Below are 25,443 nucleotides of genomic sequence, written 5' to 3' on the forward strand. Positions count from 1 at the left end.
ATTTGTTCAAGGTGAACATGAAAAACTGGTTATTCGATATTTGACCGAATTCCGGAGACCTCCGAGCGCGCGATGCAATGTTTCAGGCGTATGCGTAGTTTGCAGAAATTCGCCTCCGTCCATTCCTCCGTCTACAACCACTTCAATCAGGATTGATCGCTAGCCAGCTGAGACACCTTCAAGCTGACCCGCGCCGCTGCTCTCGCCGAGTGGCGTCAACTTTGTTCCGGATAGGTTCGCGGTTTCCCAGGCAAACTGAGACTGGTTCGAATTCGTCTGACAGCACCGTATAGATCAAGAGTGTTTTCTACGCGACCTCTATTTTCGAATACGTATGCGTTGCCATGCCAATGTTTGATCCCAAAGGTTTGATCGATGAAGATGTATATGCGGTGATAGTGAAGGACTGTCGACCCTAAACCCAGTACGCCTTAAAACACGGATAATACTAAACTAAGGTTCTCCTTTTTTCCTCAATACGTCTCCTCATACAAACGGCAGCGAGCATCCGTTTCCAATTCTGCAGTTCTTGTAATCTCAGACTGTTTATGTGTGCGATAGACCTGCGCAAAACCGTCCGGGAACCAACCTGTTGCCACTGGGTTGCTCACGTACCGGTCCAGCGCCTCTTCTAAGGTTTGCGGCAGCCGCACGATGCCATTTTCGGCCAATTCAGAGGCGTTCAGCAGCGATAAATCATCTTCTGTCGGGGTCGGCGCAGCCAAGCCTTCTTCGATGCCTTGTGCTCCGGCGAAAACAATAGCTGCCAATGCCAGGTGGGGTGAGGCTGCCGCGTCGGCAGCACGGTATTCGATGTTGAATTGCCGAGCGATTGAGATCGGATCCTTGGCCGTCACAGGACAAATCCGCAACGACGCCTCGCGGTCGCGGAATCCCAGATTGTTGAAAGCAGCAGACCAACGATGCGGTGTCAGGCGTTCATACGAGATCACCGAAGGCGCAGTCAGGGCCAAAATCGCATCCAGATACTTCAGAACTCCGGCAGCGAAAGCACTCGTCAGGTCCGACATGCCGCACGGCCCATCTTTGGCGTAGGTCAGCGGCGCGCCCTGATCATCCACAAAGCTCATGTGGATATGGACTCCGTTACCAACACTCGCGACATCGCGAATAGGGGTATAGGTGGCCCGCTCGCCATAGACCTGCGCAGTCGCATAGGTCAGTTCGCGCACCATGACGGCCGCGTCCGCCGCGCGCACCCCCAGTTCGGGGCCGATGACGACCTCATATTGGTTTGGGCCATATTCCTTCATGATCGAATCCGGTTTCAGACCGACCTGAGAAATTGCGTTGATCAAAGTCTCACACAGATCACGCTGCAGGCCAAAGCCCCGGTGGCCATAGGCTTCGTTGGCCTGAGTTGGCGGATCTTTCAACTGGAACTCATGCTCGAAGGCGGCCAGCAAATTTGCTCCTGAGACCTCGTGCAGCCGCTCCAGCGCCGCCCTCAAGAGACTGCGCGTGCAGAAGTCCCACGGGTCTCCGTCCAGCGTGACGATATCGCCCATAAGAAAGTGCAGACCAGAGTCTTCGCCGAACTCGACCTTTGCCTCGGCCGTGGCGTCCGGGATCAGAAGAAGATCGCCCAGCGCGCCAAACGGGCTTTCAGCAATTCCGTCAAAACAGTTGATCTGAACGTTGGTGGGTGTCCACCCGATCCCGCGCTGCAACCGCTTGTTCAGTTGATCCGCCGGAAAGGCCTTGCCCCGCAATTTCCCGGCAAGGTCTGAGGTGGCGACAAACATCAAGGGGGTTTTGGGCATCATGGGTTAGGGTCCTGATTGTGGGATCGCATGGCATCCCAGGCTTCGATGCGGGATTTCGTCTGGTCCCAGTTGTCTTCGGCGATGCGGGTCACCAGCGCCTCGGTGACGGCAAGGGCCGCTGTGTACGTATCCCAGAGCGTGCCGCTTTCGATTGGAACTGGCAAGATTTCTGCCGCATGCCGGGATATGGGCGACAACCATTTGTCTGTCATGAGGACAACGCGAACCCCTCGATCCTGCGCGGCTGTCGCGGCCAATCGCGCCAGCGCAGGTTGGTAACGGCGAAAATCGACCAGAAATAGGATATCCGCAGGCTTCATCCGTAGCAGGTATTCCGGCCAGACCTCATTGTTGGCCGGAAGATGATACACGCCGCTGCGGGTTTGGCGCAGATGAAAAGACAAATGCTGCGCGATGGTGTCACTGATCCGACCGCCCAATATATAGACATCGTTCTTAGGTTGGCTCAGTACCGAGCATATGCGCTGAAACTGTGCCTCGGTGATACCTTCTGCCGACAGCGCCATCTGCGACGAGGCCCGCGCGATGAAGTCGCGTAAGAACCCGCCATTGACTCTGCGCCCTTCGCCGTGCAGATCAGTAGGCGAGCGTTGGCCCTCTTTCAGCTCGGACAACAGGGCACGCTGGAATTCCTGATAGCCCCCCAATCCGATCTTGGTAACAAACCGAGAGATCGACGGGGCCGAGACCTCGGCGCGCCGGGCGAGTTCCTGGATCGTGACCAGACCCGCATAGGGGTAGTCGCTCAGCAAAGCAGCGGCCAGCTTGCGCTCGCTCGCGGTCATGCGTTCAGCCTTCGCTTCAATTCTCTGCCTAACAAGCAAGCGGCACCTCCTGATCTGAATGGATCGCATGGAATAAAAATTTCAGTCAATCTATTTTTCATTGACTCTGAAAAAACTTGTTCTCTAACGTAGGCCGCATGAAGACATCAGTCGCAACCCAAGAACTGCTGGTCACCGGGGATCCCGCCCCGGTAGAATGGGTGAATCGTGACAGTGATGCGAAGATCGCGCTGCTCTGCGAACACGCCGGGCGCGCGATCCCACAAAAGCTAGGCGATCTGGGTGTCTCGGAAGAGGTGCAAGCCAGTCATCGCGGTTGGGATATCGGGGCCGAGGCCGTGGCCCGGCAATTGGCTGACCGGCTACGGGCCCCATTGATCTTGCAGCGCTATTCCCGGCTTGTGATTGATTGCAACCGCCCGATCGAGGCCCCGGATTCAATTCCGCCAAAGAGCTTTGGAGAGCAGATCCCTGCCAATCTGAACTTGACCACTGCGGATCGCACGGCGCGTCAGCGCGAGATCATGGCTCCTCTGAACGGTGCCATTGAACATATGCTGGACCGGGCACCGCGCGTGCTTGCGGTGTCGATCCATTCCTTCGCCGCACAGGTCGATGGTGAGACGCGACCTTGGCACGCTGGATTTCTGACCCGCGTTGACCCGACCACGGGACAAGCCGCTATCGACCATATCTCGGCCCTACGTCCCGATCTGCACATGGCGTTAAACCAGCCCTATCAGATCGACAGTGAAAGCGACTGGTTCATACCGCGTTTCGCCGAACCGCGCGGACTGGCGCATTCGCTGGTCGAAATCCGCAATGACCTGATCCGCGATGCAAAAGGCGTCGAGGATTGGGCGCAGCTTCTCGCCGAGGCCTTTACCCGGATATTGGAGACCAAGACGTGACCTTGACCCGCAATGTTCCACTGATCCCATCGCAATCTGCCCTGTTGTTCATTGACGTGCAGAACTATTCGGCACATCGCGACGGTGCCGAATTCAAAGACCTGCCCGCAGCTGAGTTCAATGAGAAATACGGCTGGTTTTTCGATCAACTGGACACCCGCGTGATCCCGAACATGCAGGCCATACAGGCCGCCTGCCGCACTGCCGGCGTCGAGGTCATGTATACCAATATCGAAAGCCTGACACTCGACGGGCGGGACCGGTCGCTGGACTATAAGATCACGGGCTTTCATGTTCCCAAGGGCAGCTGGGACGGAAAGGTCATTGACCAGATCGCGCCCCAAAGGGATGAGATCGTGCTGCCGAAGACGTCTTCTTCGGTGTTTGTGTCCACGCATGTTGACTATATCCTGCGCAACCTTGGAGTCCGTCAGATCGTTTTGTCCGGTCTTTTGACGGACCAATGCGTGGAAAGCGCCATCCGGGACGCGTGTGATCTGGGCTACCTTGTCACTCAAGTCGAAGACGCCTGCCTGACCCATACGCAGGATCGGCACGATAATTCTCTGCGTGCGATCAAAGGCTATTGCCGACAGATCACCACAAAGCAACTGGTCGAGGAATTGGCCGGTGCTTGAACTGAACGGCATCACCAAGACTTTTGGGGGGGTCCACGCAGTCGAGGATGTGACCATGTCCGTCGCACCAGGCGAGGTGCGTGGTCTGATCGGCCCCAATGGTGCGGGCAAGACAACGCTGGTCAACCTGATCTCTGGTCTGCTGACCCATTCGGCAGGAAGCCTGTCGCTGGATGGCGAGCCGCTGGACCATCTGCGCGCCCACGAACGCGCGGCGCGCGGCGTGGCGCGGACGTTTCAGAACCTGCGGGTCTTTCCAAGCCTCAGCGTCGCGCAGAACATCGACGTCGCCCGCTATTCTGGCCGGGGCGCTGAAATCGTCGAGGTCGCGATCCCGGAGTTCGGTCTTTCGGACAAGCTCAACCAGAACGCCGGGTCGTTGGCATACGGTCAACTCCGGCGGTTGGAGATCGTTCGCGCGCTGGCGCTGAACCCACGTGTCCTGATGCTGGACGAACCCGCTGCGGGGATGAACGAACAGGAAACGGAAGCTCTGGGCCGGTCGCTGACATGGGTTCGAACACATTCGGACAGCGCGATATTGGTAATCGACCACGATCTGAAATTCATCATGTCGCTTTGTGACAAGATCACCGTTTTGAATATGGGCGCCATCATTGCCGAAGGCGCACCCGAAGAAATAACCAAGAACCAAGAGGTTATCGACGCTTATCTTGGCGAAACCGATGAACGTGCCGCGTGACGCAGGCGGCTTTCAACAGGAGAACAAGTATGAAAAAGTTGACCCTTACGACTCTGACCGCCATGAGCCTGGCCCTACCCGCGGTCGCCGAAGATACGATCAAGATCGGACTGGGTGTACCGATGACTGGTGATCTGGCTATCTATTCCGAATACTTGGGCGCGCGCTGCATGGCGGATATGATCAACGCTGAAGGCGGCGCTGGTGGCAAGAAGATCGAAGTTCTAGTGCAGGATTCCGCAGGCGACACGCAGGCCGCCATTTCATTGGCGCAGAAGTTTCTCGACGAAGGGGTCGTTATGCTGGGCACCACGCCGTTCTCGGACACGATGATCCCGGTGGCTCAGATCGCCCAACCTTACGGCGTTTCCATCTTCCAGCCGCAATCCACGCAGGTCGAGATGCACGCGGGCATCGTCGACAACTTCTTTACTGGCGTCTCACCTGATCCATTCACGGCAACGGCGGCTGCAAACCACGCGCTCAGCGAAGGGGTCAAGAACGTGGTTCTGCTGACCTCGGACGAAGGCGGATCGTGGTCCGCGCGTACACCGCTGTGGTTCGGACAAGTGATCGAAGAGGGCGGCGGCGAGGTGCTGGCCAAGATGAATTTCAGCTTTGGCACATCGGACTGGTCGCCTCAGATCGCGGACATGAAAGCACTGGGTGAAGAGATCGATGCCGTTTATATTTCGTCGATCATGCCCGATATCGGTGTACTCGTGAGGCAGCTGCGCAGCGCTGGTATCGACGCCTGGGTGGTCGGCTCGGATGGGTTTGACGATCCATCCCTGGATGCAGTCGCGGCTGATGATCCTGCGATCCTCGACAAGGTTTTCTTTGCCACGCTGGCCCCCAGCCATAACGAAAGCGCCGTGGTTAAGTTCATGGCCGATTGCAAGGAGTTGGGCCACGACGTCCCCGGTTTGTTCCCGGCCACCGGTGCCGACACGGTCAAGGCCGTTGCCTGGGCGGTTGAAACCTCGGGCAGCAGTGACCCGGCGGTGATTGCGGAAACGATCCGCACAGCGGAGTCGATCCCCGTTCTGACAGTCGACAGCATTTCGTTCAAGGACACGAAAACCTATGCCCAACGCACGATCCCTGTGATTGGCTACAAAGATGGCAAGCGGGTTCTGATCTCGAACGAAATTCCCGAAAACACACCGAAAGACTGGAACTGAGTCAAAAGACGGGGGCGGTTCCAGCCCCGTTTCCAAACCCATGTTGAATGTTGAAAACCTGATAGTTTCTCACGGTCCGATCGAGGCCGTGCACGGCATCTCTTTCGCCGTGGACAAGGGCCGCTGTGTGTCCTTGCTGGGTCCCAATGGCGCGGGCAAAACCTCGACCATCTCGGCGCTGATGGGTGTGGTCAAGTCCTCCGGCCGGATCACCTTTGACGGGGCCGATGTTTCTTCGCTGCCTGTGGAAGCACGCGTGCAGGCGGGCATGTCCGTGGCCCCCGAAGGACGCCGCATCTTCTCGAACCTGAGCGTCGAGGAAAATCTGGTTCTCGGTGGCGCCACGCGCTCTGACCGCACGGCTAAGGACGCCGATATCGCCCACTGGCTTGAGACCTTTCCAATCCTTGGCGAACGAAGGGACCAGCCAGCCGGTACCTTGTCGGGCGGAGAGCAGCAGATGCTGGCCATTTCCCGCGCCTTGATGACACGACCAAAAATCCTGCTGCTGGACGAACCCAGCCTGGGTCTGGCCCCAAAAATCGTAAGCCAGATCTTCCAGATGATCGAACGGCTGAAAGCACAGGGAATTACGATCCTGCTGGTTGAACAGAACGCAACGCAGGCGTTGCGCCTGTCGGACTACGCCTACCTACTGAACAACGGGCGGATCGTGGCCGAGGGGACGAAGGAAACACTGGGCCAAAGCAGCGCGCTTATGGCGGAACTGACGGGGATCGCCTGACATGGAATACGTGGCCCAGCAGATGATGAACGCGCTTGCCTTTGGTGCGGAATATGCGCTGATTGCACTCGGTCTGGCGATTGTCTTTTCTATCATGGGGCTGGTGAACTTTGCCCATGGTGAGGTGATCGCGGTTGGCGGTTACACGATGGTGGCCTTTGCTGCGCTGGCGTTGAACAACCCCTTTATCGTCATAGGCGGAGCTATCGCGGCTGCGATCCTGATGTCCCTGTTGCTGGAACGCGTGGCGTTCCGACCCGTGCGATACGCAGATCCGACAACCGGCCTGCTGACCGCCTTTGGTGTTTCGATCATTCTACAGAATGTGTTTCTGCTTGCCGTCTCACCTCGCCCAGTGGCCGTGACGTCGCTGTATTTCTTAGACTGGCCCGTGCAGCTTTTGGGCGTTCAAGTATCTTCCCTTCAGGTGTTCGAGGCGGTGACAACGGTGCTGGTGATCGTCGGGCTGATGCTGTTTCTCAAGCGCACGACACTGGGTCTGGCAATGCGCGCTGCCTCGCTGGATTTTGAGATGGTCCGCATGGTCGGCGTCAGATCCAACAGGGTGTTTGCGGTGGCCTTCATGGTGTCGGGCCTTCTGGCTGGGCTGGCCTGTATTTTCATTATGGCGCGGCGTGGGTCGGTTGATCCGCATCTGGGGTTTAACCCAGTCCTCAAGGCCTTCGTGGCCTGCGTCGTCGGAGGATTCGGCAGCCTGCCCGGAGCCGTGCTGGGCGGCTTTCTTCTCGGCGCGATCGAGGTTGCCATGCTAGTCCTGCTACCGCAGGAATATGGCGGTATGAAAGACGCTTTTGTGTTTGGAATCATCGCCCTTGTCCTGGTCTGGAGGCCCGATGGCATCCTGTCGCCTCCGACTGAGAAAGGGGACAAGATATGATCCTGAATCCCAGTCAGAAACGCGGACTGGTGGGCGCTGCGATCCTGGCCGCAGTATTGATCACGATTGGGCTGGTCGTGACCTATTTCGGCTCTCGCTATCAGCTTCGGCTGGTCTACAGCGCCTACGTGAACCTATTGGTTGTTCTGGCCATGCAGGTGTTCATGGGCAATGCGCGCCTAACCAACCTCAGCCACAGTGCCTTCATGGGGATCGGTGCCTATGTGGCCGCAATTTGCGTAACGCCGGTAACAGTCAAATCCATCTCTCTGCCGGATGCGCCATGGGGGTTGAATGCCTTTTCGCTGGATCCGGTCAGTTCGGCCTTGCTTGCCATTGCGATCACCGCCGTTCTGGCCTTAATCGTCGGGCTGTTCGTCGTGCGCCTGACAGGGTCCGGCGTGACCATCTTTTCCCTTGCCGTACTGGTCATCGTGCATTCGGTATTCCTGTACCGCACCGACATTTTCAAAGGGAACCAGGCGTTTTTCGGCATTCCACAGGTGTTTTCACTGACGTCTATCGTGATCTTGTCCGTGTTTGTTGTGTTCATCGTGCGCCTGTTTCGCGAAAGCCGTTGGGGTATCCAGCTGCGTGCCTGCGCCGATGATGAGGTCGGAGCCGCCGCGATGGGTGTGAACATTCGCAGGTTGCGCCTGATTGCCTGGGTCTTGTCGGCCATCCTGCTTGCGGTCGCCGGGATTGCTTACGCCTATTTCCTTGGCACGATTAGCGCGCGGCCCTTCTATTTCAACCACGTCTTCCTGACACTCGCCATGCTGATCCTTGGGGGAATGAGAACGGTTACAGGTGCGGTTCTGGGCACGCTTCTGATCTCGTTCGGGTTGGAATGCGTGCGCTGGCTGGAAACCGGCCCAGTCCTTTTGGGCATCGACCTGCCCGAAGTGCTGGGCTTGTCAGGCATTGCGTTGGGAACGGTCATCGTACTGACTATGGCCCTGCGCCCCGGAGGGATCATGGGTGATCAAGAAATCGAAGACCTGGTTCTCAAAAAACAGGAGTAAGTCATGGGTTGCAACCACACTATTCACAAACACAACCATCATTTCGGCTGGGACAACTCCATCGAACCCGTTCTGAGCGTCGACCCCGGCGAGACCGTCGAGGTCGAAACCATCGACAGCTCGGGCGGGCAGTTGAACGCTTCCTCGACAGTGGCCGACCTGGGTACGCTGTCCTTCGACGCGGTCAACCCGGTCACAGGGCCGATCCACATCAAAGGGGCCCAGCCCGGCGACACGGTTGCTGTGACCTTCCTGGATTTCAAACCCTCGGGCTGGGGTTGGACCGCCAACATCCCCGGCTTTGGCCTGCTGACCGATCAGTTTCCCGAGGCAGCCCTGCGTATCTGGAATTATGACGCCGATGCGATGACACCCGCCCTGTTTGGCCCGGGCGGGAAGGTGCCGCTGAAACCTTTCGTCGGCACAATCGGGTTGGCGCTGGCCGAGCCGGGTCTACATTCTGTCGTTCCGCCGCGTCGGGTGGGCGGCAATCTGGACATCCGCGACAATTGCGTGGGCACAACGCTATACCTGCCGGTGGAAGTGGCTGGTGGGATGCTGTCGTTGGGAGATACCCATGCCGCGCAAGGTGATGGAGAGATTTGCGGCACTGCCATTGAAAGCCCAATGGACGTGGCACTTAAGGTCGACCTCATCAAAGGCGAAAACCTACCTTTCCCAAGATTTGAAACCAATGGCCCCGTCACTCGCCATTTCGATGCTGCCGGGTACAAGGCGACAACCGGCATCGGCGAGGACCTGATGCAAGCTGCTCGCGATGCGGTCTCGGGAATGGTCGATTGGATCGCGGCCACGACGGGGATGTCTGCGCTCGACGCCTATATGCTCTGCTCGGTGTGCGGCGATCTCCGGATCAGTGAGATCGTGGATATTCCGAACTGGACAGTGTCGTTCTATTTTCCGAAATCCGTTCTAGACTAAAGAAAGAAACGACTGTTGGACCCTGATCTGGATCCGCGCTTGAGCCTAAGCGATGTATGAAACTACCGGTTCCGAAGAAAATCTGCACGCGCATGTTCCAATCGAATTTCCCGGAAGTTTAGGGATCGAAAACGATTGATATTGGTAAAAAACTCTACCTACTACACCTTGTGTTTACGGCGATAGCCCCCAAATCCGTCACTCCGCTGCGTCACTCGTTTTGGCACAATTCAGCCGCCAGCCAGATGGCTTGAGCCTTTGTTTCTAAAGGACGCATTTGAGAAGCTAGCCGCTTCTGGGTCAGAAATGTTTGACGTTTGGGTCAGAATTGAATGACGTGACTGACCGATTTATTAAGGTTTTGGCTGTCGATTGAGTCAAATATCAGTGACGTTCCACACTTTTATTGAACGTCAGACGGCTTTGACTTTCGCGTCATAAACTGACCTAACAACCCCTTGTCATACGCCCGCAGACTGTTTCGTTTGATCTGACTTCAGCTAGCATATCAAAGTCCCGCTGTCAGCAGAGGTGCAGAAACAGTTCAGCGCTGACGTTCGATTGGATCTTTGTTAATTGCTGCTTTGCGGACAAAGCCGGGGGTGTGTCGCCCGCCAAACGCAGATCACATGCTAATCGTCGATCGCATTGCGGGCAAAACAGCTACCGGATTACTGTATCAAAAATGCGTTCGCCCTGCTCGTCAATCACCTGCTTTGCCTTGGTGATGCTGAAGCTCTCAGCCTGATCTCGGCTTTCAAAGACATCCGCCCGGATCACCGCATGAGTTTTGCGATCTCCGTCGATGGTCTTTTCAATACGGGCCGAAAGGCGATACTTGCCACCTTCGGCAATCAGGTCGGGGAAGATATCGAATCCTTTGTATCCGACCGGCTCAGGATTCGATTTTTCGCCGCCGCCGAAGAGTTTTGTAAAGAGTGACACGGACCGCCTCCTTTCAGCGTTGCTCGGATCAGAGACTAACGCTGCTCGGGACGGGGTTGAAGCGCGCTGCGTGGTTGATTCACCGGTTTCTCGATCCAATTGTACTCTCGCTGCCAACCCGAAGCACCTAGAGCACCCAGTCATTGCAGGAATCAAGCAGGATTTGTCTGCGAGACAGCCACCATTTGCGAAGATCCCACTGATCGACCAGCACTCAATCAGAAGGCGGTTCACATAACACCCATTCAAAGATGACCACAGTTTGTTGTGGCGCCGCCAGTCATCCAATGGTTGCGAAAACCTGCCAATTGATGCGCTGGTTATTGATAACTGGGATACGCAACAAGAGGGGCAAGGAAAAGACTTTGCTTACCAATTTTGTCAAAAATGCCGTGGTGAATTTCGTTTGCAGTTTGCCTTCAAACAAAAAACAGAAAATAACATCCAGACAAATACGAAAATGATGATCGTGCTTTCGGTTTCTCCAATCTGGTTTGGGCATCGATAACCTGGTCTCTTCGTCCCAGGGACTAACTCGCTTTCGAAACCTCTAAACCTCCCCCTTTCACAAGCAGATCCACAATTTCGTCGACCCCGCTTCTGTGGCGAAGTGACGAGAACAAGAAGGGCCGTCCTTTACGCATTCTTTGCGCATCACGTTCCATAACCTCTAGCGAAGCGCCAACATGCGGCGCAAGGTCCGTCTTGTTGATTACAAGGATGTCCGATTTCGTAATCGCCGGCCCGCCTTTCCTGGGGATTTCCTCGCCAGCGGCGACGTCGATCACGTAGATGGTCAGATCCGCCAGTTCTGGGCTGAATGTGGCCGAAAGATTGTCACCTCCGCTTTCAATCAAGACAACGTCGAGATCCGGATGACGTGTCTGCATTTCGGCGACTGCGGCCAAATTGATCGAGGCGTCTTCGCGAATTGCTGTATGCGGGCAACCACCCGTTTCGACGCCGATGATCCTGTCCCGCGGCAGGACCTGCATGCGCATTAGCGCTTCGGCATCTTCCTGCGTATAAATGTCGTTGGTTATAACGCCCACCGAGCAGACATCGCGCAACGCCTCAGACAAGGCGGCGGTTAAAGTGGTTTTTCCGGCGCCTACCGGACCACCAATACCTACGCGAAGCGGGCCGTTCATACTCGTCATGTGCGGAATATCCTCGAATATTGTGTTTCGTGTTTCATGGACGCGATGTCCGCCAAAAACGTGGTAGAGCTTAACTCGTCCAAACTTGCCTTTTGTGCTCTTTCAGCAATCTGGGAACACAGCGGTGTCAGCTGGCGGATCAGCCTTTGAGCATCAGTCTGTCCCAGTGGCACAAGGCGCGTCGCACATGCGACAAGGTTGCTTGCGAATGCTTGCAGAAACATCTTGGTCGTCAACAGCAAGGGAAGGTTTTGTAGTCTTGCGGCCCGTCCAATCGAGACAGGGTAGGTGAACTGTCCAAGGTCCAATTCCCAGACACCTTTGGTGACATTTCCGAAGGCCTGTCCCAGCAAATCGGTTTCAATGAGCCTTTCGGATGTCGCGCAAAAAGCCCGCGCCGTGACATCGACGTTGATCAATTCATCTTTGTCCAGCGCATTGAAGGCCGCCACGACGAACAGAGCATCATTCCACCCAGAGCCATTTTCCAGCACATCTGAAATCCAGGCTTCGGTTTCTTGAGAATTCGCGACAGTTCCCCGGTCAATCGCTGCCTCAAGCCCGTGAGAGTAGGCAAATCCCCCCACAGGATAGGCGGGTGACAACCATTGTGTCAGCGTCAGGATGTCGGCGTCAGTGGGTGTGGCCATGGGTCCTGCCGTGGCCATAGGCTCCGCCTTCGGGGGTAAACGGCTCGTGCACCCCTCGCACGGTAGCCCCTATTTTGAAAAGCATGTCTCGGATAACGTGATCGACCTGGATCAACAGGCGATCCTTTTCGATCTGGCAAGGCGTATGGCGATTGCCGATATGCCATGCGATGCGTGTCAGGTCCGGGGCAGTTACCTCCAGCAAAGCTTCGGGTGCAGCCTGTATTTCCACTTCGCGACCGTCATCCAAGATTAACGCGCCGCCGTGGTTCAATGAGGTCGTTTGTGCCAGATCGATGAGGATCTGCTCGCCACTTTCACAGGTAAGAACCTTGCGGCGTAAAAAGCGGTCATCATAAGTCAAAGACAAGCAGTCTGTCGGATCGCCGTGTGTGTGATCCGAATATTGGCGGGCGGTGCAGAGCAGGGCGGTCATGCCACCGCCTCCTCTGCATTGGGAACGATTAGAGCCAGATCGAATCCGCAAAGACCCGATGCACGATCCGTTCGCGCGTCAGACCACGGTTTTTCAGCTCTTCGTCGCTCAGCGACTGCAGAAATTCGACTTGCCTGACACGCGATTGGGCTTGGGCCACGCTGATCAAAGCCGAGTAGATGGATGACCCGATGGATGCGATCAGACTGGGCAGCGAAAAGCGTGAGTTTGTCTGTGTTGCTGAGTGTGCCATTTGAACCCTCGTAAACGGTGGTCCTCCCATGGGGTTTAGTATTTGTCATGTCGGCCTCACTTAGTAGAGCTTGTTTGGTCATTTCTGCCTTGCATGTGCCGCAACGCAGCACACTTTTTGATCAGAATAAAAAGTATCGCTGTGTCATGGGCAGCGTTTCGGCGGGTTGGCAGGTTAGCAGTTCGCCATCTGCCCGGACCTCGTAGGTTTCGGGGTTAACTTCGACATGCGGCGTCGCGTTGTTCAGCAGAAGATCCTGCTTGCCGATCTCACGCGTGTTTTGGACGGCGAGGGTCTGCTTTGCCAATCCCAGTGTATCACCGATCCCATCCGCATGGGCCGCCTGCGAGACAAATGTGATCGCCGAGTTTTCCACCGACCGTCCGTAAGCGCCAAACATTGGGCGACTATAAACCGGCTGCGGTGTAGGGATCGACGCGTTGGGATCGCCCATCTGCGCGCAGGCTATGGTGCCGCCCAGCAGAACCATCTCGGGCTTCACACCGAAGAAGGCCGGGTTCCAAAGGACAAGGTCAGCGCGTTTGCCTTCTTCGATACTACCAATCTCGTGGCTCAGGCCATGTGCAATGGCCGGGTTGATGGTGTATTTCGCAATATAGCGGCGGACGCGAAAGTTGTCGTTCTCACCGGTTTCTTCGGGCAGACGCCCGCGCTGTTTCTTCATCTTGTCCGCGGTTTGCCACGTGCGGATCAAAACCTCTCCGACCCGACCCATGGCCTGACTGTCTGACGCGATAATGCTGAATGCGCCCATGTCATGCAGGATATCCTCGGCCGCAATCGTCTCGCGCCGGATACGGCTTTCGGCAAAGGCCACGTCCTCGGGGATGGATTTGTCGAGGTGGTGACAGACCATCAGCATATCCAGATGTTCCTCGACCGTGTTCACGGTGAAGGGCCGCGTCGGGTTCGTCGAAGACGGCAGAACGTGGTTCTCGCCGCAGATCTTGATGATATCCGGGGCGTGGCCACCGCCCGCACCTTCGGTGTGGAAGGCGTGGATTGTGCGACCCTTTATGGCCGCCACGGTGTTTTCGACAAAGCCTGATTCATTGAGTGTGTCGGTGTGGATCATAACCTGTACATCCATCGCGTCTGCCACCGACAGGCAGCAGTCGATGGCGGCAGGGGTGGTGCCCCAATCCTCGTGCAGCTTCAGAGCGCAGGCACCGGCTTTGACCTGCTCTTCAAGAGCTGCGGGCAGCGAGGCATTGCCCTTGCCTGCAAACGCTAGATTCATCGGAAAAGCATCAGCCGCTCGCATCATCCGCCCGATATGCCATGGGCCAGGGGTGCAGGTGGTCGCCAACGTTCCATGCGCCGGACCGGTGCCGCCACCCAGCATGGTGGTCAAGCCGGAATGCAACGCGTCTTCGATCTGTTGCGGGCAAATGAAGTGGATATGACTGTCGAACCCACCTGCGGTCAGAATGCGACCTTCGCCTGCAATGATCTCGGTACCGGGACCGATGATGATGTCCACGCCGGGTTGAGTGTCGGGGTTCCCAGCCTTGCCGATCCTGGCGATACGCCCTCCTTTCAACCCCACATCCGCTTTGTAGATGCCGGAGTGATCGACGATCAGCGCGTTGGTGACCACCGTATCCACCGCCCCTTCGGCTCGCGTGAACTGAGATTGCCCCATCCCATCACGAATGACTTTGCCACCGCCGAACTTGACCTCTTCCCCGTAAACGTCTTCGCGGTGGCCGGTTTCGCTGAAACGGGCAGCCGTTGCGCGCTCAACAATCAGATCTTTCTCGACCTCGATTATCAGATCCGTATCTGCCAATCGTACTTTGTCGCCGACCGTGGGGCCGAACATGGAGGCATAGTCACTCCGGTTGATCTTGCCCGGCATCTTTCAAAGCCCCCATGATGTGCATATTGAAACCGTAGATGTGACGGCGCCCGTCATATGGCACCAGAATAACCTCGCGAGTCTGACCCGGCTCAAATCGCACGGCAGTACCTGCCGGGATGTCTAATCGCATCCCCAATGCTGCATAGCGATCGAAATCCAAGGCGGAGTTCGCTTCGGCGAAATGGTAATGGCTACCGACCTGCACGGGTCGATCACCGGTATTGGCGACAAAAACAAGACGACTGCTGCGTCCTGCGTTGAGCGTCAGTGAACCCTCGGCGGGTATGATCTCACCGGGGGTCATTTTGGCAGCTTCATTATCACCGTGATGGCGATGACCGCGATCAATGCTAGCCCTGCTGCAAGCAGGGCATAGTCACTGCTATGAGCGTGAACATGGGTGTCCGAATGGGCCACGGCCGGACTAGCCAGAATAAGAGCGGGAAAAAGCATGCGGTACATGGGAAACTCCTCTGAAGTTTAACGAATAGGGTTATGAACAGTCACAAGCTTGGTGCCGTCCGGGAAAGTGGCTTCGACCTGCACCTCGTGGATCATCTCGGGCACGCCTTCCATGCATTGGTCGCGGGTGATCACTTCAGCCCCGGACTGCATCATGTCGGCGACTGAACGGCCGTCGCGCGCGCCCTCGACCACGGCGTCGGTGATCAGGGCGATAGCCTCGGGGTGGTTCAGTTTGACGCCGCGGTCCAGCCGTTTGCGGGCGACCTCGGCGGCCATGGCGACCAGCAGTTTGTCTTTTTCACGAGGTGTCAGGTTCATGTCAGAGCATCCAGCATCGGGGGAGGGTGTCTTTGTTCAGTTTGCGAAGAACCGGAATTAACGTCCGGCGAAGGGTAAAGCTGTTTTCGGCCAGAACCCGCGTGACGAGCAGGTCACTGCCGAGCAGGGTCGCCCCGGCGTCCTCGGGCAGCAATTGGCGAACAGAATCCAGATGACCCTCGGCTGCCTTCGACGCAAAGACGATCAGCGCCATCGCTCCCGCGCCGTTCGCAATATGCGGCCGGGACAAATGCTTGTGCCAGTCACCAGAGAATCGAATCGCATCCAAAAACACTGGCATCCCTGCGCGCCGAATCTCAATCCGGTCGCGCAAACGAATGTTGGTCAGCGTTTCACCCATGGCGGCGCGACCGAAGATCAGCGGCTCGACCATCAGCATCTCGGCATCCGGCACCATATCGATCCTGAGGCGTCGATCCAATGCGCTGCCATTGAACAGAATGGTCTCTTGCGGCAACCAGTTCAGACGAGCCCCAGCGCCGGCTGTCAAAAGATTGGTTATCTGGCCACATTCGGCGGGTTGGGCCTTATAGGCCCGCTCGCAGGCTTGGGTTGTCAAGGTCAGCGCCGTACCTTCCGCTGCCTTGCCAGAAAATCGGAACGAATCCCCTCCGGTTACGCCGCCTGCAGTATTTAGGAGAACCGCATCAAGATCAGATGTCGTGGTTCTGGGAAACAGGCATTTAAATGACCCGGACTGGTGAAACGTGTCCAGCACCGTCTTTTTGCCCAGTTTCTTGGTGCTCAGGCTGACGGCACCTGCAGCACGTGGCGGCACCGCGCTGTGCGTGGGCAATATGACTGCAGCTTGTGTAATAGGGCACCTTTAGAGCGTCGGATCGTGCCACTTGTTTCTCTGTTGAGGCGTCGGAACTCTAATCTACAGTGTCGAAATCTGTATATTTCCATGTCGTGTGGCTAAATTTTAGACAGTGGTGTCAGCGTGAGATCAAAAAATGGGCACATCTCACTGATTTCCAGAATTGAGGCAAACGTACGTTGCCAAATATGCTGCAATGCAGAAACCGTATGGGTGCCACCGCGGAAAGAATTCGTAGGGTGTGTGACGGCTGCGCGAATTGGACCTCGATCACAACCGCCACACGGAACGCAACAACAGTTGCGGGGATCAGGTAGATGAAGAATGCGCAATTGCGCAAGCCTTCTCTGCTGGCCTCGCCAGGAGGATTAGATGAAATCGCTCAAATCCACGCTCGCCGGATCAGTAGTATTTGCTGCCATGGCCACCGCTGCGCTGTCGGCCGAAGACACTATTAAGGTCGGAGTACTGCATTCGCTCTCGGGTACGATGGCAATCTCGGAAACGACGCTGAAAGACACGATGCTAATGCTGATCGATCAACAAAACGCCAAGGGCGGTTTGTTGGGTAAGCAGCTTGAGGCCGTTGTAGTGGATCCCGCATCGGACTGGCCTTTGTTCGCGGAAAAAGCGCGTGAGCTTCTGACTGTGCATGAAGTTGATGTGATTTTTGGCAACTGGACTTCGGTCAGTCGTAAGTCAGTCCTGCCGGTGATCGAAGAACTGAACGGCCTTCTATTTTATCCGGTACAGTATGAGGGTGAAGAAAGCTCGAAAAACGTCTTCTACACCGGAGCGGCCCCGAACCAGCAGGCGATCCCTGCGACCGACTATTTCCTGGAGGAACTGGGGGTCGAGAAATTCGCTCTGCTCGGCACGGACTATGTCTACCCCAGGACTACCAACAATATCCTTGAAAGCTATCTGAAGCAGAAGGGTATTGCTGATGACGATATCTTCGTCAACTACACGCCTTTCGGCCATTCCGACTGGTCCAAGATCGTGGCTGACGTGGTCGCGCTGGGCGCGGATGGCAAGAAAGTCGGTGTGATCTCGACCATCAATGGTGACGCCAATATCGGCTTCTACAAGGAGCTGGCAGCGGCTGGTGTGTCGGCAGATGACATTCCGGTCGTGGCCTTCTCGGTCGGTGAGGAAGAACTGTCCGGTCTGGATACCACGAACCTCGTCGGTCACCTTGCCGCTTGGAACTACTTCCAGTCGGCCGACACTGACGTCAACGCAGAGTTCGTTGAGACATGGAAAGCCACCATGGGTGATGAACGCGTGACCAACGATCCGATGGAAGCGCATTACATCGGCTTCAACATGTGGGTAAACGCCGCGACCGAGGCCGGTTCGACCGAAGTTGATGCTGTACGCGCGGCGATGTACGGGCAAGAATTCCAGAACTTGACTGGTGGCACTGCGGTCATGTTGCCGAACCACCACCTGGCGAAACCTGTTTTGATCGGTGAAATTCAGGAAGACGGTCAGTTCGATATAGTCAGCGAAACCGACGTCGTGCCTGGTGACGCCTGGACCGACTTCCTGCCGGAGTCGGCGGTGCTGGTCTCGGATTGGAAAGAGCTGGGTTGCGGTATGTACAACACCGAGACCAAAACCTGCGTTCAGACCCTGTCGAACTACTAACCGACACGCAAGGCGGGTTTGTTCGCCCGCCTTGCCACAAGAGACATTCGGGTTTCACCACATGGTACGACTATTCCTTGCGGGCCTCGCAATTCTGTGCGCCTGCCTGACCGCCAACGCGCAAGAGGCCGATCTGCAACCGATCCTGCAAGAACATCAGGAGATCATCGCCAAAAGCTCGCGCAAGACGATCAAACCAGCGATCGATGCAATTGCATCGAGCGGCTTGCCTCAGGCGCAAGTGATGCTTGAGACGTGGGCCGCCAAGAATATGTGGATGCGCAAGTCTGACGGTCTGTTCTTTTCTGGCCAGAAAGGTGAGGGGCGGTCGTATGAATTGACCGACTTCGACACCGGAGAAGTCGTCGGCACGTTCGAGAAAACCGAGCTTAAGCAGTTGAAACCCAACAGCGGTATCCGCGCGATGATCGGAACGGCTTTGGTGCAGTTCCAGTTGACCGATCCAGACCGCGCTCGGCGACAGGCTGCGTTGCAATCCATCCAACGCGATCCCGAGGGGGAATTGTTGGATCCACTTCGCGCGTCAATTGACGACGAACCCGATGCGGATTTGAAGGCGCAGAAGCAGCGGTTGGAACGGTTGTTGACCATTGGGTATGACACCGATACCGGCGCGCGTGTGGCTGCGATTGAAGAGATGTCCGACGATCTGGGCGTCGATGTTCGCGCGGCCCTGAACCCTTTGGTAGTGACCAACCGACAGGCCGCTGCCACGCTGCCCTCGGACATGAATATCGCCGCCGTGCTGCAACCCGACTCGGATGACCTGTCGCGCGACGCGGCTTATGATCTGCTGGTTGCCAGCGATCTGGTCGCACCGCGTGTTTCGGCAGACGACATTCGCGCCGCTCTGGCCGCCAATATCGACCGAGGTCGCGTGGAGGGTGTTCCGGTTGCGCAACTGAGCTCCGCCGCTGCCCGCGCGCAGGCGTATGAGGCATTGGCTGAGGCCGGGGCCGTCCCGGCCTTGATCACGGAAGCCGACATCGATGCAGCACTTGCCGCGCATGTGTTCTTTGATACCTACGCGGAGCCTTCGCCCGACGTGACCGCCGCCGCCGCGCATGCATTGGAGCAGATTGAGTTGAAGGTCGGCCTGAACCAGACCCTCGACCTGACGCTGGACGCGATTTCTCTGGCGTCGATCTATTTCCTCGCCGCCATCGGCCTGGCGATCACCTTCGGCGTGATGGGCGTCATCAACATGGCCCATGGTGAGTTCATCATGATGGGCGCATATACCGGCTACGTGGTGCAGCAGTTCATTCCCAACCATACGCTGTCGGTCATCGTCGCCATTCCGATGGCCTTTGCCGTAACCTTCGCCATGGGCGTCGCGATGGAGCGGCTGGTGATCCGCTGGCTTTATGCCCGTCCTCTCGAGACGCTGCTGGCGACGTTCGGTATCTCGATTGCGCTGCAACAACTGGCCAAGAACATCTTTGGAACGCAGGCCCGCCCACTGACCGCACCCGGATGGTTGGATGGGGCGTGGGTGCTGAACGATGTGGTCTCGATAAGCTACATTCGCATCGCGATCTTTGTGCTGGCGATGATCTTTCTGGGGCTGTTTTTGTACATCATGAAACGCACCCGGTTGGGGCTTGAGATGCGCGCGGTGACGCAGAACCCGCGTATGGCGGGGTCGATGGGGATCAATCCGGGGCGCGTGAATATGCTGACCTTCGGATTGGGCTCGGGTATCGCCGGGATCGCCGGGGTTGCGATTGGTCTGTTCGCTAAGGTCACCTCGGACTTGGGCAGCGACTATATCGTTCAAAGCTTCATGACCGTGGTTGTCGGCGGCGTCGGCAATATTTGGGGTGCGCTGGCGGGTGCCGGAATGATCGGCTTTCTGCAAAAAGGGATCGAGTGGATGAACCCGTCGAACACTCTCGCGGCCCAAACCTACATAATCATCTTCATCATCATTTTCATCCAATTCCGGCCGCGGGGCATCATCGCCCTCAAAGGTCGCGCCGCGGGGGATTGAGCCATGGATCGTAGCTTTGTCGCCAAGAACCCCTCGGTGCTGGTCTTTCTGGCGATCCTGTCTCTGTTTACCCTGGGCGTGACGATCCTGTCCGAAGGGTTCGGGATCGGCGTAATTTCGACCAGTTTCGTCAAAACGCTGGGCAAGACCCTGTGCCTCTGCCTGATCGCAGTGGCGATGGATCTGGTCTGGGGCTTCACCGGCATCCTGTCGCTAGGTCACTTCGCCTTCTTCGGGCTGGGGGGCTACATGATCGGCATGTGGTTGATGTACGAACGCACCCGCCTGATCGTGGTCGACTCGCTGGGACAGGCCGAAATTCCACCGACTTCAGCCGAGGTGGTGGACGCCATCGGCATACAAATCTTTGGCGTTGTCGGATCGTCGGAATTTCCGTTGATCTGGGCGTTTTCCCATAGCCTGACACTGCAACTGATCCTGATTGTGCTAGTCCCCGGTCTTCTGGCGCTGATCTTCGGATGGTTGGCCTTCCGGAGCCGCGTCACCGGTGTGTACCTATCGATCTTGACACAGGCGATGACGTTGGCACTGGCCCTGTACCTGTTCCAGAACGACAGCGGATTGCGCGGTAATAACGGCTTGTCCGGCCTGCAGAACCTGCCAGGTGTCACCACCTCGCAGGACGTGGTGTCGATCTGGTTCCTCTGGGCCTCGGCGCTGGCCTTGGGGCTGGGCTATATGCTGGTCGTGTGGCTTGTGTCGGGCAAGTTCGGATCGGTTATCCGTGGCATCCGCGATAACGAGGCGCGAGTGCGGTTCCTTGGCTACTCGGTCGAGGTCTACAAACTGGCTGTCTTCACTCTTACCGCCTGCATCGCGGCCATTGCAGGTGCGCTCTATTACCCGCAAGCAGGCATCATCAACCCCGAGGAAATGGCCCCGATCGCCTCGATCTATCTGGCCGTCTGGGTCGCCATCGGTGGACGGGGCCGCTTGTACGGCGCGGTGATTGGAGCAGCTTTTGTCAGCCTTCTGAGTACGTGGTTCACGGGCGGGCAGGCCCCGGATATTCCGCTTGGATTTTACACGATCAAATGGGTCGACTGGTGGCAGGTGCTATTGGGCGTAACTTTCGTGTTGGTTACGCTATTCGCCCCGCAGGGCATCGGAGGATTGTTCGACTTGTGGACCGACCGCCGCCACCCGGACAGGCATGGAGCGAATCTGGGACCGGATGACGGAGCCCTGCGAGAGAAGGAGGCCATCGAATGAGCACTTTGCTTGAAGTTAGCGGCGTTTCGGTCACTTTCGACGGTTTTCGTGCTATCAACAACTTGTCGTTCCAGATCGGCGAGGCCGAGCTTCGCGTCGTGATCGGCCCAAACGGGGCAGGCAAGACCACATTCATGGATATCATCACAGGTAAAACCCGGCCCGATGAAGGGCGTGTCATCTGGGGAGAGAAATCCCTATCTTTATTGGGACTTTCCGAAGCAAAAATTGCGCAGGCTGGGATCGGGCGGAAGTTTCAGAAACCAACGGTTTTCGAAGACCAGACCGTGCACGAAAATCTGCTGATGGCGCTTCAGAACAAACGTGGCTGGCTTCGTGTGCTTTTCTATCGAACCTCCACTGACGATTTGCAGAAAGTTGAAGATCTGGCCGTCGAAATCGGCCTGCATCATGACCTAAGCCGCAAGGCTGGTGAACTGAGCCACGGTCAAAAACAATGGCTGGAAATTGGCATGTTGCTGGCCCAAGAGCCACGACTCTTGCTGGTGGACGAACCTGCCGCCGGCATGACACCGCAGGAGCGCGAACACACCACCGACTTGTTGTTACAAGCCGCCAGAACCCGTGCCGTTGTCGTGGTGGAACACGATATGGAATTTGTCCGGCGCCTGAATTGCAAAGTCACGGTTTTACACGAAGGGTCCGTCTTGGCTGAAGGCAGTCTTGATCACGTGACATCGAACCAGGACGTCATCGACGTATATCTAGGGCGCTAAACAATGCTGAAGCTGACTGATCTGACTCTACATTATGGGCATTCGCAAATCCTCAACGGAGTTTCCATGGAAGCCAGACAAGGTGAAGTGACTTGCGTCATGGGGACCAATGGTGTCGGGAAAACCAGCCTGATGAAGGCAATATCAGGTACGCATCCGCGTTCGGCTGGCAATCTGGAACTGGACGGGGAAACTTTGGGCGTTCTGCCTGCTCATCAAATGGCATGGAAAGGTGTGACCTATGTTCCACAAGGTCGCGAGATATTTCCTTTGCTCACAGTTCGCGAAAACCTTGAAACGGGGTACGCCTGTCTGCCAGCCAGCGAGCATTTCATTCCAAATGAAATTTTTGACATGTTCCCGGTTCTCAAGCAGATGCAAAACCGGCGCGGAGGTGACCTTTCTGGTGGTCAGCAACAACAATTGGCAATCGCGCGGGCACTGATAACGCGACCACGCCTACTGCTGTTGGACGAGCCGACCGAAGGTATTCAGCCCAACATCATCCAACAGATAGGCGAAGTCATCCGGCACCTCAGAACCAAGAGCGGAATGGCAATCATTCTAGTGGAGCAATACTTTGACTTTGCCTATGACCTTGCCGACAGATTTATCGCGTTGCGACGCGGAGAAGTCCTAATCAACGGCACCAGGGAAAACGTGACACGCGATAGGTTGTTGCAAGCCGTAACAGTCTAGCGCTGATACCCGAAATTTGTTTCAGGGTTGAAGAATGAAACGCAAAACTTGGCTTAATTTAGGCTCGGGATATGGTTTGATCCTTTGAACACGTTCAATTGAAACTATATTTTCTTCCGAAATCCCGTCGTTCGATGTCTCCTGCCTTGAAGGGCAAGTACTCACGATCAGATGAACCCCGCTGATCCGAGAAAGGAGAAAGACTATGAAACCAATCAAGTCACTCGCAGTAGCGGCAGTCACAATCGCGTCGCCTAGTTTTTACGAAATTGGACGCTGGAGTGATGAGGACCCAGATGGGTGACGAAGCAACCAGAAAGTTGTTCACGTAACAACCGTTCAGCAATGTCCAATGGCTTTTATCTGAGGCCTTCCCTCTGAGAACTCAAAACCTGACATTTAGCCGGGACGCCGCGAATGTCTCGAAGGAGCCCAGAGCAGACTAAGTGATATTTAGTCTTAACCTAATATCACTCATCCCTGAGGAGTGTACCAAATTGGTGATGTGTAGGCCCGCTCCTGTATCGAGCGCGGTGCTTCGTCTGGGGTCTCCGTTCCGAACACCTTTGCATCGTATGTCGTCCAACGCGGCGTTGGTATTGCCAGCACTCTGACATAGTAAAACGCGCTTTGCGTCGGGTCGAAGTTCGGGTCTTCCCAATATCCGGCGAGAATTGCCTGGCCGATGTCATTTGTCCAAGACGCGTTTTCTACATCCACCGTATTGCCAACCGGGCCGTCACACGCCGCGTTTAGAAGTTCACGCCCGCCACAGGCAACATCATAAACACGTTCCGACGTTGTGCCGTCACTGTTCAGCCAGCCTTTGACAACCTGAATACGGTCGAGGTTGGCCCCATCGGGGTCACGGAGCGCACGGATGAGAAGGCGCGGAGACCGACCGTCACTATCCGCTGGCAAATCCGCCCCCATCGGTACGCCATTTTCATATCCATACGCGGCAAAATCCGCACGTGGCAGGTCTGTTTCGTCGAATTCAAATCCGGCAAAAACGCGAATACGCATGTGCGGCCCCGTGGTTGCATAGACTTCTTTCCGAGCAAAAGCATCCCAAATGGCCTCGCGGGTGTTTTCCCTTGCCCAAACGGCCGCCAAACCGGACGCCGAAGTCTGCCATGCATATTGGGCAACACTCTCGTCACCACCAATACCGCCGACGACCTCTTCAAATCGGATCGGGTCAGCAGTAGGTTCAACAGCCGCGACTTTCCCGAAGAAATTGTCCTCGCCAACCGTGGACAGCGATGTATGAGCATCAGTTGAGCCGATCACGCCAAACTTGAACGGGTTTGTCCCTGTTTCCGCCTCGTATCCAAGCCCCCGCCGCAATGCTGCCCGTGCATACTCGCGCGGAAGCATCTCCGGTGTCTTGGGCTCCGGTCCAAGTTGTCCTTTGTCCCACGTTTCGAAGTCAGCAAATTCATCGTCTGGCGACAGCATGGGATGTGCTTCGCCGTCACCTTTCATTTGCGTGATTTCGTAGATCGGTTCCCACTTGGCACGCTGTTTGAAATACTCAACATCGAACGGTTCGCCGGACAAGCGCACTTCGTCAAACATCAACCCGTTGGACAAATTGCCATTGTGCGGGATCGCGAGCAGCTTTTGGCCTGTTGTCTCTTCGGCTTGTTCCATCCATGCCCAAAGGTCTTCGGGGTCGAAGCTATCAAAGTTCGAGAACGGGATGATCTTGTCAGCGCCCTCTTTGCCACCGTTGAATATGACATTCCTGTGCAGGTTGTTCCGCTGTGGGTTTGAGGTCCACTCGAACCCGATAAGCGCAGTAAACAAACCCGGTTGATTGTGTGCCTCAGCGGCGGTGGTAATGTTGCTCCACGCTGTTTGGTAAATCTCCTGATAATCCGCCAATGGGTCTGTGCCAGTGGACTTGGCTTGGCTCCAAATCGACCATGCGCCAACGGGATCACCGGCCTCGACAGCCGCGTTCAGTTGCTGGCCAAACTCCGTGGAGAGCAGCGTGGCGTCTTTGGCTGAGAGCAGCGGCGCAAGACCAAGGTTCTCGGCGTGATCGGCAATAACCAGAAAATCCAATGGTCGGCGCAACCTCGCTTCGATACCGGTGCTGGATGTAACGACTTCGCCTTTGGCAAACCTGTACGCTTCATCAGGGCCAAGTACATTCCCGATCATACCGGCATCGGCAGAGTATGATGTATGCAAATGGGTGTCGCCGAAAAAGACCTGATTAGGGAAGTTTTGTTGTGGGTATGGGGAATACTCTCTTTCGCCGGGTTGAGTGCTTGGGACGTCCTCGGCATACGCGGCAGCAGTAAACGCAACAGTCAAAATAGATGCTAAACGGAACATTTCGTAACCTCATATTTTGTTCAAACCTTACAACGCTCAATACAAGTAACTATGACGCATAATCTGAACTCTATTCGTCCAGCACGGCCGCCGCTCAATAAATCTCTGCGAACGATGGCTGCGACCCCAAAGCGGCGTACACGCAACAACTAAAGCACACACCTGT

At 56.3% G+C, this 25,443-nt stretch carries 27 protein-coding genes and 1 pseudogene; 15 read left to right on the forward strand and 13 right to left on the reverse strand.

The genetic code is table 11. The features are described from left to right. Window positions 1-63: 63 nt before the first annotated feature. Window positions 64-234 (forward strand): annotated as a pseudogene (locus AC2FI7_RS05660) (IS6 family transposase); the annotation flags it as partial. 239 nt (window positions 235-473) lie between these two features. Here AC2FI7_RS05660 and AC2FI7_RS05665 read toward each other — a convergent pair. Both AC2FI7_RS05665 and AC2FI7_RS05670 read right to left on the reverse strand, forming a co-directional pair. Then, window positions 474-1,784 carry a type I glutamate--ammonia ligase gene (locus tag AC2FI7_RS05665; protein ID WP_037320573.1) on the reverse strand — a complete coding sequence of 437 codons (1,311 nt, stop codon included), beginning with the start codon at window positions 1,782-1,784 and terminating at the stop codon, window positions 474-476. Further along, window positions 1,784-2,662, reverse strand: a complete 879-nt coding sequence (locus tag AC2FI7_RS05670) for a MurR/RpiR family transcriptional regulator (RefSeq protein ID WP_496815989.1) — start codon at window positions 2,660-2,662, stop codon at window positions 1,784-1,786. Before AC2FI7_RS05670 ends, AC2FI7_RS05665 begins: the two co-directional genes overlap by 1 nt. 68 nt (window positions 2,663-2,730) lie before the next feature. On the opposite strand from AC2FI7_RS05670, the gene AC2FI7_RS05675 reads away from it, so the two are divergent. From AC2FI7_RS05675 to AC2FI7_RS05710, 8 genes are read left to right on the forward strand one after another with little or no spacing between them, the layout of a single operon-like run. Then, window positions 2,731-3,504 (forward strand): N-formylglutamate amidohydrolase, encoded by a 774-nt coding sequence (locus AC2FI7_RS05675; protein ID WP_496815991.1) that lies wholly within the window; start codon window positions 2,731-2,733, stop codon window positions 3,502-3,504. Then, the gene (locus AC2FI7_RS05680) at window positions 3,501-4,142 is read left to right on the forward strand and encodes a cysteine hydrolase family protein (RefSeq protein ID WP_496815993.1); all 642 of its coding nucleotides are present in this window, start codon (window positions 3,501-3,503) and stop codon (window positions 4,140-4,142) included. Before AC2FI7_RS05675 ends, AC2FI7_RS05680 begins: the two co-directional genes overlap by 4 nt. Next, window positions 4,135-4,845 carry an ABC transporter ATP-binding protein gene (locus AC2FI7_RS05685; protein ID WP_496815994.1) on the forward strand — a complete coding sequence of 237 codons (711 nt, stop codon included), beginning with the start codon at window positions 4,135-4,137 and terminating at the stop codon, window positions 4,843-4,845. The genes AC2FI7_RS05680 and AC2FI7_RS05685 overlap by 8 nt, the downstream gene beginning before the upstream one ends. Window positions 4,846-4,874: 29 nt before the next feature. Continuing rightward, window positions 4,875-6,029, forward strand: a complete 1,155-nt coding sequence (locus AC2FI7_RS05690; protein WP_480608160.1) for an ABC transporter substrate-binding protein — start codon at window positions 4,875-4,877, stop codon at window positions 6,027-6,029. A 40-nt stretch (window positions 6,030-6,069) separates the two neighbouring features. Continuing rightward, entirely contained in the window at window positions 6,070-6,774 is a 705-nt protein-coding gene (locus AC2FI7_RS05695) for an ABC transporter ATP-binding protein (RefSeq protein WP_010437442.1), read from the forward strand. A gap of 1 nt (window position 6,775) precedes the next feature. Beyond that, the gene (locus tag AC2FI7_RS05700) at window positions 6,776-7,672 is read left to right on the forward strand and encodes a branched-chain amino acid ABC transporter permease (protein WP_010437443.1); all 897 of its coding nucleotides are present in this window, start codon (window positions 6,776-6,778) and stop codon (window positions 7,670-7,672) included. Then, the gene (locus tag AC2FI7_RS05705) at window positions 7,669-8,697 is read left to right on the forward strand and encodes a branched-chain amino acid ABC transporter permease (RefSeq protein WP_010437444.1); all 1,029 of its coding nucleotides are present in this window, start codon (window positions 7,669-7,671) and stop codon (window positions 8,695-8,697) included. Before AC2FI7_RS05700 ends, AC2FI7_RS05705 begins: the two co-directional genes overlap by 4 nt. A 3-nt stretch (window positions 8,698-8,700) precedes the next feature. Then, a complete protein-coding gene (locus AC2FI7_RS05710; RefSeq protein ID WP_010437445.1) occupies window positions 8,701-9,639 on the forward strand; it encodes an acetamidase/formamidase family protein in 939 nt (312 codons plus the stop codon). A 663-nt stretch (window positions 9,640-10,302) separates the two neighbouring features. On the opposite strand, the gene AC2FI7_RS05715 is transcribed toward AC2FI7_RS05710, so the two are convergent. Continuing rightward, window positions 10,303-10,584 (reverse strand): HlyU family transcriptional regulator, encoded by a 282-nt coding sequence (locus AC2FI7_RS05715; RefSeq protein ID WP_010437446.1) that lies wholly within the window; start codon window positions 10,582-10,584, stop codon window positions 10,303-10,305. A 262-nt stretch (window positions 10,585-10,846) separates the two neighbouring features. Here AC2FI7_RS05715 and AC2FI7_RS05720 point away from each other — a divergent pair, with 262 nt between their 5' ends. Further along, on the forward strand, window positions 10,847-11,092 hold the full coding sequence (locus AC2FI7_RS05720) for a hypothetical protein (RefSeq protein WP_260024477.1): 246 nt from the start codon (window positions 10,847-10,849) through the stop codon (window positions 11,090-11,092). Between the two features lie 22 nt (window positions 11,093-11,114). Here AC2FI7_RS05720 and ureG read toward each other — a convergent pair whose 3' ends face one another. From ureG to AC2FI7_RS05765, 9 genes are all read right to left on the reverse strand, one after another. Continuing rightward, a complete protein-coding gene (gene ureG / locus AC2FI7_RS05725) occupies window positions 11,115-11,744 on the reverse strand; it encodes an urease accessory protein UreG (RefSeq protein WP_010437448.1) in 630 nt (209 codons plus the stop codon). After that, complete coding sequence (locus AC2FI7_RS05730) at window positions 11,741-12,394, reverse strand: urease accessory protein UreF (protein ID WP_010437450.1); 654 nt, start codon at window positions 12,392-12,394, stop codon at window positions 11,741-11,743. Before AC2FI7_RS05730 ends, ureG begins: the two co-directional genes overlap by 4 nt. Then, window positions 12,378-12,830 (reverse strand): urease accessory protein UreE, encoded by a 453-nt coding sequence (gene ureE / locus AC2FI7_RS05735; RefSeq protein WP_010437451.1) that lies wholly within the window; start codon window positions 12,828-12,830, stop codon window positions 12,378-12,380. The genes AC2FI7_RS05730 and ureE overlap by 17 nt, the downstream gene beginning before the upstream one ends. A gap of 28 nt (window positions 12,831-12,858) precedes the next feature. Continuing rightward, entirely contained in the window at window positions 12,859-13,083 is a 225-nt protein-coding gene (locus tag AC2FI7_RS05740) for a hypothetical protein (RefSeq protein ID WP_010437452.1), read from the reverse strand. Between the two features lie 121 nt (window positions 13,084-13,204). Continuing rightward, complete coding sequence (gene ureC, locus AC2FI7_RS05745) at window positions 13,205-14,965, reverse strand: urease subunit alpha (protein ID WP_496815998.1); 1,761 nt, start codon at window positions 14,963-14,965, stop codon at window positions 13,205-13,207. After that, window positions 14,940-15,272 carry an urease subunit beta gene (locus tag AC2FI7_RS05750; RefSeq protein ID WP_496816000.1) on the reverse strand — a complete coding sequence of 111 codons (333 nt, stop codon included), beginning with the start codon at window positions 15,270-15,272 and terminating at the stop codon, window positions 14,940-14,942. Before AC2FI7_RS05750 ends, ureC begins: the two co-directional genes overlap by 26 nt. Next, complete coding sequence (locus AC2FI7_RS05755) at window positions 15,269-15,430, reverse strand: hypothetical protein (protein WP_010437456.1); 162 nt, start codon at window positions 15,428-15,430, stop codon at window positions 15,269-15,271. The genes AC2FI7_RS05750 and AC2FI7_RS05755 overlap by 4 nt, the downstream gene beginning before the upstream one ends. 18 nt (window positions 15,431-15,448) lie before the next feature. Continuing rightward, entirely contained in the window at window positions 15,449-15,751 is a 303-nt protein-coding gene (locus AC2FI7_RS05760; protein ID WP_010437457.1) for an urease subunit gamma, read from the reverse strand. 1 nt (window position 15,752) lies between these two features. Then, complete coding sequence (locus AC2FI7_RS05765) at window positions 15,753-16,568, reverse strand: urease accessory protein UreD (protein ID WP_496816002.1); 816 nt, start codon at window positions 16,566-16,568, stop codon at window positions 15,753-15,755. A 396-nt stretch (window positions 16,569-16,964) separates the two neighbouring features. Here AC2FI7_RS05765 and urtA point away from each other — a divergent pair, with 396 nt between their 5' ends. The 5 genes from urtA (at window position 16,965) to urtE (ending at window position 22,928) form a co-directional block, all read left to right on the forward strand. Further along, window positions 16,965-18,245 (forward strand): urea ABC transporter substrate-binding protein, encoded by a 1,281-nt coding sequence (gene urtA, locus AC2FI7_RS05770; RefSeq protein WP_496816004.1) that lies wholly within the window; start codon window positions 16,965-16,967, stop codon window positions 18,243-18,245. Between the two features lie 61 nt (window positions 18,246-18,306). Continuing rightward, window positions 18,307-20,259, forward strand: a complete 1,953-nt coding sequence (gene urtB / locus AC2FI7_RS05775; protein ID WP_010437460.1) for an urea ABC transporter permease subunit UrtB — start codon at window positions 18,307-18,309, stop codon at window positions 20,257-20,259. A gap of 3 nt (window positions 20,260-20,262) precedes the next feature. Next, a complete protein-coding gene (urtC, locus tag AC2FI7_RS05780; protein ID WP_010437461.1) occupies window positions 20,263-21,492 on the forward strand; it encodes an urea ABC transporter permease subunit UrtC in 1,230 nt (409 codons plus the stop codon). After that, the gene (gene urtD, locus AC2FI7_RS05785; protein ID WP_010437462.1) at window positions 21,489-22,229 is read left to right on the forward strand and encodes an urea ABC transporter ATP-binding protein UrtD; all 741 of its coding nucleotides are present in this window, start codon (window positions 21,489-21,491) and stop codon (window positions 22,227-22,229) included. The genes urtC and urtD overlap by 4 nt, the downstream gene beginning before the upstream one ends. Window positions 22,230-22,232: 3 nt before the next feature. Then, window positions 22,233-22,928, forward strand: a complete 696-nt coding sequence (gene urtE / locus AC2FI7_RS05790) for an urea ABC transporter ATP-binding subunit UrtE (protein WP_010437463.1) — start codon at window positions 22,233-22,235, stop codon at window positions 22,926-22,928. A gap of 474 nt (window positions 22,929-23,402) precedes the next feature. On the opposite strand, the gene AC2FI7_RS05795 is transcribed toward urtE, so the two are convergent. Continuing rightward, on the reverse strand, window positions 23,403-25,277 hold the full coding sequence (locus AC2FI7_RS05795; protein WP_496816007.1) for a DUF3604 domain-containing protein: 1,875 nt from the start codon (window positions 25,275-25,277) through the stop codon (window positions 23,403-23,405). Window positions 25,278-25,443 lie beyond the last annotated feature (166 nt).

Source organism: Ruegeria sp. YTSA064 (genome assembly GCF_059610325.1).